The 15,593-nt window shown below is 75.8% G+C and carries 14 protein-coding genes and 1 pseudogene; 7 read left to right on the top strand and 8 right to left on the bottom strand.

Features of this window, described 5'->3' with window-relative positions; all coding sequences use genetic code 11:
- Positions 1 to 59: 59 nt before the first annotated feature.
- The 4 genes and pseudogenes from ACL02O_RS02800 to ACL02O_RS02785 form a co-directional block, all read right to left on the bottom strand.
- Positions 60 to 509 carry a GNAT family N-acetyltransferase gene (locus ACL02O_RS02800; RefSeq protein ID WP_412816331.1) on the bottom strand — a complete coding sequence of 150 codons (450 nt, stop codon included), beginning with the start codon at positions 507 to 509 and terminating at the stop codon, positions 60 to 62.
- A gap of 9 nt (positions 510 to 518) precedes the next feature.
- Complete coding sequence (locus ACL02O_RS02795; RefSeq protein ID WP_412816330.1) at positions 519 to 1,466, bottom strand: cytochrome c biogenesis CcdA family protein; 948 nt, start codon at positions 1,464 to 1,466, stop codon at positions 519 to 521.
- A 1-nt stretch (position 1,467) separates the two neighbouring features.
- Positions 1,468 to 2,033: pseudogene (locus ACL02O_RS02790) on the bottom strand (redoxin domain-containing protein).
- 88 nt (positions 2,034 to 2,121) lie between these two features.
- A complete protein-coding gene (locus ACL02O_RS02785; protein ID WP_412816329.1) occupies positions 2,122 to 2,382 on the bottom strand; it encodes a Prokaryotic metallothionein in 261 nt (86 codons plus the stop codon).
- A gap of 158 nt (positions 2,383 to 2,540) precedes the next feature.
- Here ACL02O_RS02785 and ACL02O_RS02780 point away from each other — a divergent pair, with 158 nt between their 5' ends.
- Positions 2,541 to 2,816: an isoamylase early set domain-containing protein gene (locus tag ACL02O_RS02780; protein WP_412816328.1), complete on the top strand. Its 276-nt coding sequence runs from the start codon at positions 2,541 to 2,543 to the stop codon at positions 2,814 to 2,816.
- 42 nt (positions 2,817 to 2,858) lie between these two features.
- On the opposite strand, the gene msrB is transcribed toward ACL02O_RS02780, so the two are convergent.
- Complete coding sequence (gene msrB, locus ACL02O_RS02775) at positions 2,859 to 3,269, bottom strand: peptide-methionine (R)-S-oxide reductase MsrB (RefSeq protein WP_412816327.1); 411 nt, start codon at positions 3,267 to 3,269, stop codon at positions 2,859 to 2,861.
- Between the two features lie 47 nt (positions 3,270 to 3,316).
- On the opposite strand from msrB, the gene ligD reads away from it, so the two are divergent.
- From ligD to ACL02O_RS02750, 5 genes are all read left to right on the top strand, one after another.
- A complete protein-coding gene (gene ligD / locus ACL02O_RS02770; protein ID WP_412816326.1) occupies positions 3,317 to 4,342 on the top strand; it encodes a non-homologous end-joining DNA ligase in 1,026 nt (341 codons plus the stop codon).
- 163 nt (positions 4,343 to 4,505) lie between these two features.
- A complete protein-coding gene (locus ACL02O_RS02765) occupies positions 4,506 to 7,691 on the top strand; it encodes an FtsX-like permease family protein (RefSeq protein ID WP_412816325.1) in 3,186 nt (1,061 codons plus the stop codon).
- A gap of 67 nt (positions 7,692 to 7,758) precedes the next feature.
- Positions 7,759 to 10,488, top strand: a complete 2,730-nt coding sequence (locus tag ACL02O_RS02760) for an FtsX-like permease family protein (protein WP_412816324.1) — start codon at positions 7,759 to 7,761, stop codon at positions 10,486 to 10,488.
- Between the two features lies 1 nt (position 10,489).
- Positions 10,490 to 11,482, top strand: a complete 993-nt coding sequence (locus tag ACL02O_RS02755; RefSeq protein WP_412816323.1) for an ABC transporter ATP-binding protein — start codon at positions 10,490 to 10,492, stop codon at positions 11,480 to 11,482.
- Entirely contained in the window at positions 11,479 to 12,198 is a 720-nt protein-coding gene (locus ACL02O_RS02750; protein ID WP_412816322.1) for an ABC transporter ATP-binding protein, read from the top strand. Before ACL02O_RS02755 ends, ACL02O_RS02750 begins: the two co-directional genes overlap by 4 nt.
- Here the strand turns inward: ACL02O_RS02750 and ACL02O_RS02745 are convergent.
- Together ACL02O_RS02745 and ACL02O_RS02740 are read right to left on the bottom strand one after the other, a co-directional pair.
- A complete protein-coding gene (locus tag ACL02O_RS02745; RefSeq protein WP_412816321.1) occupies positions 12,188 to 12,775 on the bottom strand; it encodes a hypothetical protein in 588 nt (195 codons plus the stop codon). The two genes, ACL02O_RS02750 and ACL02O_RS02745, sit on opposite strands and share 11 nt — an antisense overlap.
- A gap of 101 nt (positions 12,776 to 12,876) precedes the next feature.
- Positions 12,877 to 13,329, bottom strand: a complete 453-nt coding sequence (locus tag ACL02O_RS02740) for a GNAT family N-acetyltransferase (protein WP_412816320.1) — start codon at positions 13,327 to 13,329, stop codon at positions 12,877 to 12,879.
- 20 nt (positions 13,330 to 13,349) lie between these two features.
- Here ACL02O_RS02740 and ACL02O_RS02735 point away from each other — a divergent pair, with 20 nt between their 5' ends.
- Positions 13,350 to 13,907, top strand: coding sequence for a potassium channel family protein (locus tag ACL02O_RS02735; protein WP_412816319.1), 558 nt, complete (start codon positions 13,350 to 13,352; stop codon positions 13,905 to 13,907).
- Positions 13,908 to 13,970: 63 nt separating this feature from the next.
- Here the strand turns inward: ACL02O_RS02735 and ACL02O_RS02730 are convergent, their stop codons facing one another.
- Positions 13,971 to 15,575, bottom strand: coding sequence for an alpha/beta hydrolase (locus ACL02O_RS02730; protein ID WP_412816318.1), 1,605 nt, complete (start codon positions 15,573 to 15,575; stop codon positions 13,971 to 13,973).
- Positions 15,576 to 15,593: the final 18 nt, after the last annotated feature.

The raw sequence follows: 15,593 nt of genomic DNA, 5'->3' as shown, positions 1-15,593 counted from the left end.
CTCGCGCGACGGCTCCGCCTGGCACGGTGCACCGGAAAGCGGTATCCGTCGATGTCCGCTCAGGCCGGTGGCAGCCCCGCCCGGCGCATCGGGGTGTGCGGGATGCCGTCCTCGACGTACCCGGCGCCGCTGATCGCGAAGCCGTGGCCGGCGTAGAAGTCGACCAGGTGGGTCTGCGCCTCCAGCACGCAGGGCCGGTCGCCGACCAGGGCCAGGGCCTCGGCCATCAGCCGGCCGGCCAGCCCCGCGCCGCGGGCCGCCGGCGCCACCACCACCCGGCCGATCCGGTCCACCCCGTCCGGGTCGGCCAGGATCCGCAGGTACGCCAGCACCGCGTCGTCCCGGGTCAGCCACAGGTGCCGGGTGCCGGCCTCGACGTCCCGGCCGTCCAGCTCCGGGTACGGGCAGGCCTGCTCGACGACGAACACGTCGATGCGCAGCCGGAGCAGGTCGTGGAAGGTGCGGGCGTCCAGCTCGGCGAAGGTGGCGACGTGTGACTCGACAGGCATCCCGCAAGGTTAGGCCGGGTCCGTCCCGCCGCCCGGGGTGGCCCGGACCGGGGTGGTCGCCGCCCCGCCGTCGTCGGCCCGGTCGGCGGCGGCTGCCCGCCGGGCGGTGCTGCGCCGACGGGCCAGCGTGCCGAGGGCGGCCACCGCGAGCAGCGCGGTGACGATCCAGGTGACGCCCCACGGGCCCAGCCCGGCCAGCCCGTCACGCAGCGCGCCCTGCACCCGGCCGGCGGCGGCGATCACCGGGTCGTCGGCGTCGCCGCCGGCGAACAGCCGGACCTCGTACCAGCCGTACCAGGCCACGTAGCCGCCGGTGAGCACGAGCAGCAGGCCGGCGAGCCGGCCGAGCAGCGGCGCGGCCCGCCGGGCGCGCCGGACGAGCGACTCCCGGGCCAGCGCCACCGCGAGGGCCGCCGCGCCGACCGCCAGCCCCATCCCGAGGGCGTACGCCACGAAGAGGCCCGCCCCGGCGGCCGGGCTGCCGGCCCGGAAGCCGGCCACCACCACGGCCAGGAACGGGCCGATCGTGCAGCCGAGCGAGGCGACGGCGTACGCCACGCCGAAGAGCGCCATCGAGCCGAACCGGGCCCGGACGGCCGGGCCGGCCGCCGGCCGCGGGGTGAGGGTCGCCAACTGCCGGCCGGCGAGCAGCCACCCGCCGGCGACCACCAGCGCCACCCCGATCAGCACCGACACCCACGGCAGGCGTTGCGCGACGGCGTCCGCGGCCGGGCCGGCGAGCAGGCCGAACGTGCCGAAGACGGCGACGAAGCCGGCGGTCATCGCGCCGGTCAGGGCCAGCGCCCGGCCCACCGCGGTGAGCGGCCCGCGGGCGGCCGCCGGGCCTTCGCCCAGCACCAGCACCGACAGGTACGCGGGCAGCAACGCGAACCCGCACGGGTTGACCGCGGCGAGCAGGCCGGCGGCGAGGGCGAGGCCGTAGGGGGCGTCGGACATGTCAGGCCAGCTCGGCGACCCGGCGGCGCAGCTCCTCCTGGGACAGCGCCCCGGAGTGCACCACCTTGCCGGTGGAGTCGAGCAGCACGTACCACTCCTGGCTGGTGACGCCGAACCGGCGCCACACCGCGCCCTCGTCGTCGGCCAGGTTGGGGAAGGCCGCGATGCCGGTGTCCGTGGCGAAGCGACGCATGGCGTCCGCGCCGCTGCCCAGCCCGGCCACGCCGATCACGTTGACCCGGCCGGCACTGTCCCGGCGCAGCGCGGCCACGTCGTCGGCCACCCCCCGGCAGCGGGGGCACCAGGCCGCCCAGAACCACAGCAGGCCGGCTTCCCGGCGAGGCTGGCGCCGCTGAACGACCCGCCGTCGACGGTGCGCGCGGTGAAGTCCAGCTTGGCGGGGACCGGCGCGGCGGTGCCGGCCGCCGACGCGGCGGGCGTGGTGGCCGCCGGGGCCGGGTCGGCCGGCGCGGCCTCGTCGGTCGGCCGGTCCGACCCGGCGCACCCGGCGAGGGCGAGGACGGCGGTCAGCGTGAGCGGCAGCAGCGTCGATCTGGTCGCGGGCATGCCCGTAGGCTAGCCAGCGCGCACAGCGGTCGACCCTTACCGCCCGCTTACGGCCGGTCTGAAGTGGATTCGCGCCGGGCGGTCCGGCTCAGGCCGGGCGGGCGCCGACCGCGTCGCGGATCTCGGCGCCCTGGGCGCCCTCCACCGCCCGGGCGCAGTGCGCGCCACAGAAGAAGCGGCCGGAGACCTCCACCCCGTGGCCGACGATCTTGATCTGGCAGTGCTCGCAGATGGGTGCCATCTTGTGGATGGCGCATTCGAAGCAGTCGAAGGTGTGCGTGTCGCCGCTGACCGCGCGCACCTCGAACGCCATCCAGTAGTCGTTGCCGCAGACCTCACACGTTGCCATCTGAAACCCCCCGAAAACGGACCCGTCATCTCAGAGTCGGGGAGTGGACACACCAGGGCAACCGAAACCGGCGAACCTGGTCCGGCTCGACGGCGAGTCGCCCCCGGCGTGTCGCGCGTTAGGCCCGGTGACCGCCCTCGAACCCCGGAGGATCCCCCGTGATCAAGCGCAACAAGCTCTTCGGCAACCAGACCCGGGTCACCTTCTGCCTGCCCCGGGACACGCCGGCCGGCACGGTGAGCGTGGTCGGCTGCTTCAACGACTGGGAGCCCGGCCGGCACGAGCTGGTGAGCCGGCGGGACGGCACCCGGACGGTGACCGTCCGGCTCGCCCCGGGCGAGTACCGGTTCCGCTACCTGGCCACCGGCGGGGTGTGGCTGGATGACGACTCGGCGGACGCGATCGACGAGCAGGGCGGCCGCCTGCTGCTCTGAGCACGCGGCGGCGCCGCAGGTACGGCACCGCCGGCCCACCCGTCAGCCCTGCTTCGGCTCCAACGTGATCGAGATCGAGTTGACGCAGTGCCGGGTGTCCTTCGGGGTGAAGCCCTCACCCTCGAAGACGTGCCCCAGGTGGCTGTCGCACCGGGCGCAGCGGATCTCGGTACGCCGCATCCCCAGGGTGTTGTCGGGAATCTCCTTCACCGCACCCGGGATGGCGTCGTCGAAGCTCGGCCAGCCGCAGTGCGAGTCGAACTTGTCCTCGCTGCGGAACAGCTCCGCCCCGCAGGCCCGGCAGTGGTAGACGCCGGGGGTCTTGGTGTCGACGTACTCGCCGGTCCACGGCGGCTCGGTGCCGGCCTCGCGGAGCACCCGGAACTCTGCGGGGCTCAGCCGGACCCGCCACTCGTCCTCGGTACGGGGCAGTTCGCTCTCGGAAAGACTCACCGGTCAACGGTACGCCGCGCGTCAGTGCCATCGCATATGGTCGCGCAATGGCTGGCAGCAAGGCCGCGGCCGAGGAGATCGAGGTGGCCGGGCAAACCGTACGGCTCAGCAGCCCGGACCGGGTGATCTTTCCGCAGCGCGGCTTCACCAAGGCGGACGTCTTCCACTACTACCTGTCCGTGGCCGAGGGCATCATGCGGGCCCTGCGGGACCGGCCCACCACGTTGCAGCGCTTCCCCGAGGGCATCGAGGGGGAGATGTTCTTCCAGAAGCGGGTGCCGGCCCGTGGCGTACCGCCGTGGGTCCGGACCGCGGAGATCGCCTTCCCGAGCGGCCGCAAGGCCGCCGAACTGTGCCCGGCCGACCTGGCACACGTGGCCTGGGCGGCCCAGATGGGCACGGTGGTGTTCCACCCGTGGCCGGTGCGAGCCGCCGACGTCGACCGCCCCGACGAGCTGCGGATCGACCTCGACCCGCAGCCCGGCACCGACTTCGCCGACGCGGTGACCGCCGCGGGCGAGCTGCGGGCCCTGCTCGACGAGCTGGGCGCGACCGGCTGGCCGAAGACCTCCGGCGGCCGGGGCGTCCACGTCTACCTGCGCATCCACCCCCGCTGGACGTTCGTCGAGGTGCGCCGGGCCACCATCGCGCTGGCCCGCGAGCTGGAGCGCCGCCGCCCCGATCTGGTCACCACCGCGTGGTGGAAGGAGGAACGCGGCAGCCGGGTCTTCGTCGACTTCAACCAGATGGCCCGGGACCGGACCATCGCCTGCGCGTACTCGCTGCGGGCCAACGCGCGGGCCACCGTCTCCACCCCGGTCGACTGGGACGAACTGACCCGGGTCGACCCGGACGACCTCCACCTGGGCAGCGTGCCGGCCCGGCTGGCCGAGCGCGGTGACCCGCACGCCGGCATCGACGACACCCCGTGGGACATCAGCCCGCTGTTGGAGTGGGCGGAGCGGGACGCCGCCGCCGGGCAGGGCGACCTGCCGTACCCGCCGGAATATCCGAAGATGCCGGGCGAGCCGAAGCGGGTGCAGCCCTCGAAGGACCGGGACCGGCCCCGGTAGGAGCACGGCGTGCCCGTCCGGCCCGGGCGTTGCCTGTGGTCCGCATCGCAAGCAGGTCGCCCGCCACGTTCCCGATAACGATCAAGTAACGCCCGCGAACCTTTCCCGGCTTCCGAGCTGTCTCCCTGGAGGTCGCCCCAACCGGGGCAGGGGAGGACGTCGGATGAAGCTGGTGTGGAGGCGGGCCGTCGAGGCGCGCGGGCTGCTGCTCGCCGCCGCGGTCGCGGCCCTGGTGGCGGTCGCGCTGGTCACCGGACTCTCCGACTACAACCGGCGAGCCGTCGAGGCCGGGGCGCGGGCGGTGCTCGACGCCGCCCCGGCCGAGGAGCGCAGCCTGCTGGTCAGTGGGTCGGGCGGCGCGGATGCCGCCGCGTATGCCGACCGGGACCGGGCGGTCCGCGTCCAGTTCGCCGACGGCCTGGGCGGGATACCGGTCGCCGTCGCCGCCGCCCGCTACGGCACCGGCCGGGAACTGACCGGTGACCTGGGCGCCGCCCGGGTCGGCGACGACCCGATGTTCGCCAGCCTCGCCACCCTGGCCGACCTGCCCGCGCACGCCCAGCTCACCGCCGGGTCCTGGCCGACCCCCGGGCAGTCGCCACTCCAGGTCACCCTCCCCGAGAAGGTCGCCGGGCAGCTCGGGCTGCGCACCGGGGACCGGGTGCCGCTCTACGACCGCAGCGCCGAGAAGGCCGGCGCGGTGGTGCTCGCCGGCATCTGGCGACCCCGTGACCCGGGCGAGGCGTACTGGCGGCTCGCCCCGGGCGTGGGTGACGGCCCGGGCGCCGGGGCCACCACCTCGTACGGGCCGTTCGTGCTCGACCCGGCCGACTTCGCGCCGACCTTCCCCGGCTCCACCTCGGCCGCCTGGCTGGTCGCGCCCGACCTCGCCGGGACCGCGCCGAGCCGGCTCGCCGGGGTCGCGGCGGCCCTCGACACCATCGTCGAGCAGCTCCCCGACGCCACCGGCCTCGGCTCCTCGGCCCAGGCCGTCGGCAAGCTGGGCCGACTCGCCGACCGGCTCGGCCGCGCCGACCTGGTCGGCCGGTCCGCCCTGCTCACCCCGCTGCTGCTGATCGTGGTCCTCGGCGGGTACGCGCTGGTGCTGGTCGCCGCGCTGCTCAACGAGGACCGGCGGGCGCAGACCGCGCTGCTGCGTGCCCGAGGCGCCGCCCGGGGCCAGCTCGCCGGCCTCGCCGCCCGGGAGGCCACCCTGGTGGTGGCCCCGGCCGCGCTGCTCGCCCCGCCGCTGACCGGGCAGGCCGTACACCGGCTCGGCGCGGACCTGGGCCTGACCGGCGGCGGCCTCGGCCGGGTCTGGACCGTCGCGGTCGCCGCCGCCGTCGGCTGCCTGCTCGCCATGGTGGTGCCGGCGCTGCGCCGGGCCGGCACCTACGTCGCCGACATGGCCGCCCGGTCCCGCCCGACGCGGGGTGCCGCCGTGCAGCGGGCCAGCGTCGACCTGGCCCTGGTCGCCCTCGCCGTGCTCGCCTGGACCCAACTGCGGCAGTACTCCTCCCCGCTGGCTGGGGCCGGCGGTCGGCTCGGCATCGACCCGCTGCTCGCCGCCGCGCCGATCCTCGGCGTGCTGGCCGGCGCGGTCGTCGCACTGCGGCTGCTCCCCCCGGCGACCCGGCTCGCGGAACGGTTCGTCGACCGGCGCCCGTGGACCGCCACCACGTTCGGGATGTGGCAGGCGGGGCGCCGGCCGCACGCCGGCCCGGTGCTGCTGCTCGCCCTCGCCGTCGGTGGCAGCACCCTCGCCTGGTCGTTGGTGGCCTCCTGGGAACGTTCGCAGCGCGAGCAGGCCCGGCACACGGTCGGTGCGGACCTGCGGCTGGTCGAGCGGAACGGCGTCGCACCCGCCGACCGGCTGTCCCAGCTGGCCACCGTCGCCGGGCTGGACCGGGTGCTACCGGCCTGGCGGGACGACGTCCGACTCGGCCGCGACGACCTGCCGGCCACCGTGCTGACCCTCGACGCGGCCGCCGCGACCGGGGTGCTGCGGCTCGCCGACGCCGACGGCGGGGCGTCGGCCGACGCGCTGCTCGACCGGCTGGTCAAGGGACGGGCCGCCCCTGCCGGGGTGCTCCTCCCGGCCGGCGCGACGACCCTCTCCGGCACCGCCCGCACCCCGGTCCTGTCGCCGTTCGCGCCACCCCCGATGGCCGTTTCCGCGCTGCTCACCACCGACGGCGGCAATGCCTGGCGGCTGCCCCTCGCCCTCGGGAAGGCCGACGGCAGTCCGGTGGCCTTCTCCGTGCCGCTGCCCGCGACCGGGGGCGCCCCGCTGCGGCTGGCCGGCTTCGAGGCCGACGGCGGAGCGGCGCTCGGCGTGCGCTACCAGCTGCGAATCGACGGGCTCCGGCTCAGCGGCGCCACCGGCAACGCGCTGCCGCTGCCGCTCGACGGTGACTGGCGGGTCACCGACGCCGAGCAGGGCCCCTCGGTGTCGGCCCGGGTGGGCGCGACTTCCGTCGACGCCACCCACGAGGTCATGCTGCCCCAGGGCGCCCTGGAGTACGCGCAACAGCCCACCTCCCGGTTCGCGGTGGTGCCGGTCGGCGACGATCCACCCGTGCCGGCCCTGGTCACGCCCGGCGTGGCGGCCGCGCTGAACCTGCGTACCGGCGACGAGACACCGCTCTCGCTGTCCGGGGTGACCCTGCCGGTGAAGGTGGTCGGACAGGTGGCGGCGGTCCCCGGCACCAGCGGCGACGGGGTGCTGCTGGATCTGCGCGCCGCCACCGACCTGCTGCTGCGCCAGCAGGGCACCGTCCGCCCGATGTCCGAGTGGTGGCTGCGGACCACGCCGGACGGGCACGTGGGTGCCGCGACGGCGCTGGCCGAGCTGCCCGGGACCACCCTGCTCGACCGGCGCCGGGTGGCGGCGGAGGCCGACCGCGACCCGTACTGGCGGGGCGCCCGTACCGGCCTGCTCGCCGCGGCGCTCGGCGCGGTGCTGCTCGCCCTGGTCGGCCTGGCGGTCGACGTGTGGGCCACCGCCCGGCGCCGGCTGACCGAGTTCGCCGTGCTGCACACGCTGGGCGCGAACGCCCGGCTGCTGGCCCGGGCGCTCCTCGCCGAGCAGGCCTTCCTGGCCGGTATCGGGGTCGGGGTCGGGCTGCTGGTCGGGGCCGGGGTCGCGGCCACCATGGTGCCGCTGGTGATCCTCACCCCGGCCGCCGGCCGGCCGGTGCCCGAGGCGGTCCTCACCGTGCCGTGGACCCCGGTCGCGCTGACCGCCGGCGGGCTGCTGCTGGCCGCCCTGGGCTTCGCCGCCGTGATCACCGCCGGCCTGCGCCAGCGGGTGGCCGCCGTGCAGCTGCGGATCGGGGGAGAACGATGAGCGAGCGAATCATCCGGCACGGTGTGGCGGTCACCCGCCGCGCCGAGGAGCGAAGCGAGGCGGCGCGATGAGTCTGTTCGCGGCGGTCCGGCGGGTCCGGGCGCACGGCGGGCACTTCCTGCTGCTCGCCGTACTGACCCTGGTCACCGCGTTGCTGATCACGGCGGTGCCGAGGGTCGCCGACCGGCTCACCGGGCAGGGCCTGCGCGAATACGTCGCCGGCCAGCCGGTGGCCCGCCGGGACCTGACGTACACCTCCGAGCCGGCCATGGTGTCGCGCACCGCCGCCCAGGTCGTCGCCGGGCGGGCCGGCGACCTGGCCGCCATCGAGGGGCGGATGCCGCCGGCGGTGCGGCAGACCGTCGGGGAGCGCTGGTACCACGCCCAGACCTCGTTCGCCCGACTGACCGGCCCGACACTGAGCTCCGAGAAGGGACTGATCGACCTCAGCCTGCGCGCGATGACCGGCATCCGTCAGGCGGCCACCCTGGCCGAGGGGCGCTGGCCCGACCCCGGGGTCACCGGGGACGGCGCGATCGAGCTGGCCCTCGCCGACACCGTGGCCGGTCCGCTCGGCGTGCACGCCGGCGACCGGTTCCGGCTGTCCATCCTGGACCCGGACAGCCGCCAGCTCCGGGCCCGGACGGTCGAGCTGGTCGGCGTGTTCCGGCCGCTCGACGGGCGGGACGGGATCTGGGACGCCCTGCCGTCGATGCTGCGGCTCACCCCACCCGAGGGCGACGGGGAGCCGTTCCTCGCCGTCGGCTACACCGCCGACGCGGGGCTCGACGCCGCCGCCACCGCCGGCTTGCCGGTCGCCTTCGGCTGGCGCTACCGGATCGCCCCGGACCGGCTGGCCCCCGGCCAGCTCGGCCCGATGATCGACGGGATCGCCGCGCTGACCCGGACCCGGCCCGCCGGACTCACCCTCACCCAGGGCGTCGACATCCCGCTGCGGCGGTTCGCCCAGTCGCTCGCCGCCGCCCGCACCCTGCTCGCCGTCATCGCCGCCGGGCTGCTCGCCACCCTCGCCGGCCTGACCCTGCTCGCCGCCCGGCTCGCCGCCCGCCGGCGGCGCACCGAGTACCTGCTGATCCGGGCCCGGGGCGGCTCGACCGGGGCGGTGCTGCGTCGCGGCCTCGCCGAGTCGGCGCTGGTGCTGCCGCTCGCCGCGGGCGCCGGCTGGCTGCTCGCTGGCCTGCTCCCCGGCGCCGGCACCGAGCTGCGCTGGGTGCTGCTCGCCGGGCTGCTGGCTACGCTGCTCCCGCCGGTCACCGCGCTCACCGCGGGGCGGGGCGAGGGTGGGCGGGCCGACCTGGTCGGCGGTCGCGCCACCGCGGTCCGGCTGACCGTCGACGTGACCGTGCTGGGGGTGGCCGCGCTCGGGGCGTTCCTGCTGCGCCGGCGGGGACTCACCCTCGACGGGACGGTGGACCCGCTGCTGGTGTCGGTGCCGGTGCTGCTGGCGGTCGCCGCGGCGCTGATCGCGCTGCGCGCCTACCCGTGGCCGCTGCGGCTGCTCAGCCGGGCCGCCGCGCGGGCCCGGGGCAGCGTCGCCTTCCTCGGCACCGCCCGCGCCGGCCGTGCGGCGACCACCGGCCCGCTCGTCGTGGTGGTGCTCGCCATCGCGACCGCCGCGTTCTGCGGGGTGGTGGCCGCCGGCATCGAGACCGGGCGGGACCGGGCCGCCGCCCGCGCCGTCCCCGGCGACGTCCTGGTCGACGGGGAGCGGTTCGCGCCGGACACCACCGAGGCGCTGGGCGCGGTGCCCGGCGTACGGGCGGTCGCCCCGCTGCTGATCGAGGAGGACCAGCGTCCGTACGCCGACCGGGCCGGCCGGTTCGGCGGGGTCGGGGGCACCCAGGTCCTGCTCGTCGACGGTGCCCGCCTCGCCGAGGTGGCCCGCCGCGCGGGCGTCACGCTGACCGTGCCCGACCCGCTGCACACCGGCGGAGACGGCAGCACGCCGCTGCCGGCGCTGGTCTCCCCGGCCCTCGCCGACGAGTTCGCCAAGGCGGGGCTGGCCGACCGGGACGGCCGCCGGCCCGCCTGGCTGGATGTGCAGGGCGCCCGGCTGCCGGTGCGGACGGCCGCCACCGTGGACGAGTTCCCGCTGGTCGGCCGGGACGTCAAACGCTTCCTGGTGCTGCCCTGGCCGGCGCTGCCGGCGGACGCCCCGCACCCGGTGGTCCCCACTGGCTTCCTGCTGGCCGGGGAGCGGGTGGACCCGTCCGCGGTGGCCCGGGTGGTCCAGGAGGGGCAGCTGCGCTACCAGCGTTCCGGGGCGGTCACCGGCGCGGAGCGCCCCCGCCGGCCGGAGGTGCTGACCCGGTCGGCGGTCCGCGCCGAGCTGGGCGGCAGCGGGGTGAACGGGCTGCTGGTGTTCGGCTTCACCATCGGCGCGGTCGGCGGCGGCCTGCTGGGCCTGCTGGCACTTGCGTTCGCGGTCCTCGCCGGGGCGCGTGGCCGGGGGCAGGTGCTGTCCCGGCTGCGCACCATGGGCCTGTCCCGCCGGCAGTGGCGAGGGCTGCTGCTGGTGGAGCTGACCCCGCTGGTGCTCGTCTCGGTGCTCACCGGCGCGTTGGTGGGCGCGGCGTTGCCGTTGCTGCTGACCCCGGTGCTCGGCCTGCCCGCGTTCACCGGCGGGGTGGCGGCGCCGGTGCGTTTCGAACCCGGTCTGGTGGCCGGCGTGCTGGGCCTCGCCGTGCTGGCCCTCGGCTTCGCGGTCGCCGTCGAGGCCCTGAACAACCGCCGGATGCGCCTCGGCGAGGTGCTCCGGCTCGGAGAGGAGAGCTGAGATGACAGCGACCGCCGAGATTTCCGCCGTGCCGGACCTGGCCGCCCTCCAGCAGCGCGCGGCGCAGCGCGCGGCCGAACGGGCCGGTGGCCGGGACCGGTTGCGCGGGCACATCGTCTGCGACGGCCTGGTGCGCATTTTCAAGACCGAAGGCGTGGAAGTGGTCGCCCTGCAGGGCCTCGACCTGGTCATCGACCGGGGCGAGCTGCTGGCGATCGTCGGGGCCTCCGGGTCGGGCAAGTCGACCCTGCTCAACATCCTCTCCGGACTGGACACCCCCACCGCCGGTATCGCCCGGGTCGCCGAGTACGACCTGCTCGCCCTGTCGAACCGGCGGCGGCTGGCCTACCGCCGCCAGGTGGTCGGCTTCGTCTGGCAGCAGACCGGCCGGAACCTGCTGCCGTACCTGACCGCGCTGGAGAACGTGGAGCTGCCGATGAAGCTGGTCGGCGGGCGTTCCCGGCGGGCCCGCCGGGAACGGGCCCGTGAGCTGCTCGACCTGGTCGGCGTCGGCTACTGCGCGGACCGGAAGCCCAGCCAGATGAGCGGCGGCGAGCAGCAGCGTTGCGCAGTCGCCGTGGCGGTGGCCAACGACCCGGAGGTGCTCTTCGCCGACGAGCCGACCGGTGAGCTGGACGAGGCGACCGGGGCGGAGGTGTTCGCCGCGATGCGGACCATCAACGCCGAGCTGGGCGTCACCATCGTGGTGGTCACCCACGACCACGCCGTCTCCGGCCAGGTCCGCCGGACCGTCGCCATCCGCGACGGTCGGACCGCCTCGGAGGTACGCCGTACCGCGCGGGTCGCCGCCGACGGCAGCACCGAGCTGGTCTCCGAGGAGTACGCGGTGCTCGACCGGGCCGGCCGGATGCAGCTGCCGGCGCCCTTCGTGGACGCCCTGTCGCTGCGCGACCGGGTCCGGCTCAACCTGGAACCCGACCACGTCGAGGTGCGGCCCGGCGACCGGGCGCACGCCGAGGAGAGTGACTCATGAGCGAGCAGGTGTCCCTGGCGCCGACCCTCGTCGCCAGCACCGACGAGGTGGTCCGGGTCGAGGGGGTCAGCCGCACCTTCGGCCGGGGCGAGCACGCCGTGCACGCGGTGCGGGAGGTCTCCTTCTCCGCCGTCCGGGGCGAGCTGGTCGCCGTCCAGGGCCGCTCCGGCGCCGGCAAGACCACCCTGCTGAACCTGGTCGGCGGGCTGGACCGGCCGGACACCGGCCGGGTCGTGGTGGCCGGGCACGAGGTCACCGCGGCGAGCGAGCGGAAGCTGCTGGCGCTGCGCCGGGGGACCGTGGGTTTCGTCTTCCAGACCTTCGGCCTGGTGCCGATCCTGTCCGCGGCGGAGAACGTCGGGGTGCCGCTGCGGCTGGCCAGGGTGCCGGCCGCGGAGCGGGAGCAGCGGGTCGCCGTGCTGCTGGAACTGGTCGGGCTGGGCGGGCACGCCGCGCAACGTCCGTACGAGCTCTCCGGCGGGCAGCAGCAGCGGGTGGCTGTCGCCCGGGCCCTGGCCAACGAGCCGGACCTGCTCATCGCCGACGAGCCGACCGGCCAGCTCGACTCGGAGACCGGCCGCGCCATCATGGACCTGCTCCGGGCCGTGGTGCACGCCAGGGGCATGACCGCCCTGGTGGCCACCCACGATCCGGCCCTGATCGAGATGGCCGACCGTACCCTCACCCTCCGGGACGGCCGGCTGGTCACCGACTGACCCGCGTCGCGGCGGTCACGGGGCCGCCGGCCCGACCGGCCGTCGCGTTCGGCGCGGCAGGGCGGTGGCGGGAGCGGCGGCGGTGGTAGGCGACGGTGAGGATGAGCAGGAGGGGTCCCCAGAGGAGGAGGGGCAGGTAGCAGGCCACCAGGAGGGCGAAGCCGGCTGGGGAGAAGCCCAGGTCGTTGCCCCGGATGACCACGCCCCAGGCGGCGTATCCCCAGATCAGGGTGAGCGCGAGGGCGCCGGTCGTGGCGGCGGTGACCGCGACCGACGGCGGCACCCGCCGGCCGCCGAGCCCGGGCAGCCACCGGGGGAACACCTCGCCCCACGGGCGGACCAGGCCCAGCGCGAGCAGTGCCAGCCCCTCCGACACCAGGCTCAACGAGACGATGTAGAGGCTCTCCCCGAGCCCCGGGCGGACCGGTGCGCCGTACGCGGAAGCCCCGATCGGCACTCCGGCGACCAGGGCGATCCGCCACAGGCCGGAGGGGAGCACGGCCAGCGGGATCAGGTGGGCGACGCGGACCGCCCAGGCGGGGGCGGGCCGGCCGGTGGATACGGCGGTGACGGGCATGGCGGTCCTCCTCGGTTGCCCGTCCAGCCTGGCCCGGCGGCCGTTCCCGACCCTCCCGCCCGGCGGGGAACCGGCTCCCCGGTGTGGGGGAGCGCCCGGGGTCAGAGGGCCAGCTTCATCCCCTCGTGGCTGGCCACGAAGCCGAGGCCGCGGTAGAAGCGGTGCGCGTCGGCGCGGGACTTGTCGGTGGTGAGCTGTACCAGCGCGCAGCCCCGCTCGCGGGCCCGGTCGACCGCCCAGGTCATCATCGCCCGGCCCAACCCCTGCCCGCGCAGGTCCGAGCGGACCCGGACCGCCTCGATCAGCGACCGCTCGGCGCCGTGCCGGCCCAGTCCCGGGATGTACGTGATCTGCATGCACCCGAGCAGTTCGCCGCCGCGGTCGGCGACGACCAGGTGGTTCCGCGGGTCGGCGGCGATGTCGGCGAACGCCCGGTCGTACGCCTCGTCCACCTCGGTGAAGTCGCGGGTCTTGCCCAGCACGTCGTCGGCGAGCAGGGCGATGACGCCGGGCAGGTCGGCGCGGACCGCCTCCCGGAAGATCACGTCGGTCATGCCGGCAGCTTGGCACAGTGGTGACCGGCGATGTCCGGGCGGCGGTCGCCGGCAGCGGGCAGCATGTCGCCATGGACGTCCTGCTGCTGCCGTTCCGCTGGATCTACCGGGGCCTGGTGTGGTTCGCCAACTCGCCGCGGACGTTGATCATCTCCTACCTGCTGATGATCGTGGTGGCGGGCATCATCTACAGCCACGTAGAGCGGAAGAACGCCGCGGACTCCGTCTGGTGGGCGGTGGTGACCGCCTCGACGGTCGGGTACGGCGACATCTCGCCGACCACCTTCGCGGGACGCTTCCTCGCCGCGCTGCTCATCTCCACCATGGTCCTCCTGGTCATCCCGCTGATCACCGCGCACTTCGCCAGCCGGCTGATCGTTGACGACGACGCCTTCGAGCACGAGGAGCAGGAGGAGTTGAAGGCCGACGTGCGCCGGCTGCGGGCGCTGGTGGAGGAGATGGCCGCCCGGCAGGGCATCGAGATGCCCGAGTCGGAGCGCCCGCTGCTGCACGGGCCGGGCAGCGGCGCGCCGCTCTGGGAGCGGTCCGCCCGACGTCGCCGCCGACGGCGGCGGTGAGGCCGGGTCAGCGATGGTTCGGGCAGCCGCGCGGCGCGGGCCGGCTGACCGGCCGGCGCGTGCTCACCGGGCCGGACAGCGCAGCCCCTCCCGCGGAACGGCGAGCGAGATCAGGTACGCGTCGACGGCGGCCGTCACGCAGGCCGTCTGCGGGTAGGCGGTGTGCCCCTCGCCCTCCCAGGTCAGCACCCGTCCGACGCCCAGCATCGAGGCGAGCGCGGCGGTCTGCTCGTAGGGGGTAGCCGGGTCGCCGGTGGTGCCCACCACCACGATCGGCGGCGCGCCGACCGCCTTGCCGGTCGGGTACGGGTCCCGCTTGCCGGGCCACTCGACGCAGGTGAGGATCCCGACCGCCAGGGCCGGGCCGAACAGCGGGTACTTCGCGCGCCACTGCGACTGGAGCCGGCGGATCTGCTCGACGGACGGCTTCTCCGTCTCGTCCGCGCAGTTCACCGCCATGTTGGCGTCGAACAGATTCGAATAGTGCCCGTTCTCGTCGCGGCCCGCGTACGCGTCGGCGAGCTTGAACACCCCGGTCGGGTCGCCGGCCTGCAGCGAGTCGATCGCCCGGGCCAGCTCCTGCCAGCCCGCCTCGGTGTAGAGGGAGGAGATGACCGCGTAGAACACCCAGCCCCCGGTGGCCTCCCGGCCGTCCTTCCCCCGCACCGGGGAGACCTCGGCCTTGTCGATCGCGGAGGTGACCGCGGCCCGCGCGTCCGGCGCGATCGGGCAGCGGCCGGCGTTGGCCTGGCACCAGCGGGCGAAGTTGTCGAACGCCCGCTCGAAGCCCTTCGCCTGGCTCTCCGACCCGGCGATCAGCTTCTGCTGCGGGTCCACCGCGCCGTCGAGCACGAGGGCGCGGACCCGCTTCGGGTAGAGCTGCGCGTAGGTCGCGCCGAGCAGGGTGCCGTACGAGTAGCCGAGGTAGGTCAACTTCTCGTCGCCCACCGCCGCGCGTACCGCGTCCATGTCCCGGGCCGCCTGCTCGGTGCCGTAGAGCACGAGCTGATCGCCGTACTTGTCGCCGCACCGCCGGCCGATCCGCTGGTTGAGGTCGGCGAAGCCGTCGAATGACGCCTGGCTCTCCGGATCCGGCTCGTAGCCGAAGCTGGCGTCCAGGTCGGCGTCGGAGATGCACTTCACCGGGCTGGACCGGGCCACCCCGCGCGGGTCGAAGCCGACGATGTCGAAGCGGTCGGTGACCGCGGTCGGCAGCCCGCCGAACCCGGAGCCGAAGGAGAGGTAGACGGCGGTGTCCACGCCGGAGGCGCCGGGACCGCCCGGGTTGACCACCAGCGACCCGATCCGGTCGTGCTGCCGCTCCGACCGGATCCGGATCAGCGCGATCTCGAAGGTCTCCCCGGTGCCGGGCCCGGCGGTCGCGCCGGTGGCCGCGCCGGTGCCCCAGTTCCGGGGTACGGCGATCCGGGCGCACTCGTAGCGCATGCCCTGCGCGCCCCGGCCGACCAGCTCGTCCGGGACCTCCGGGCAGGCGCGCCAGGTGGGTGCGGTGCCCGGAGGTGCGGCCTCCACCTGGCCCTCGACGCGCGGGGCGATCACCGGCAGGGTGCAGCCGGCGGTGAGCAGCACCGCCGCGGCGAACCCGGCCAGGGCGGGCCGAACCCGACGGATCCGGTCGGAGAAGCGGGTCACGTGGCAGCCTTCCATGATCGTGTCGACGGCCAG

It is taken from the genome of Micromonospora mangrovicola, assembly GCF_047200535.1.
Lineage (GTDB): Bacteria > Actinomycetota > Actinomycetes > Mycobacteriales > Micromonosporaceae > Micromonospora.
This window is presented reverse-complemented; position numbering and strand designations above follow the sequence as displayed.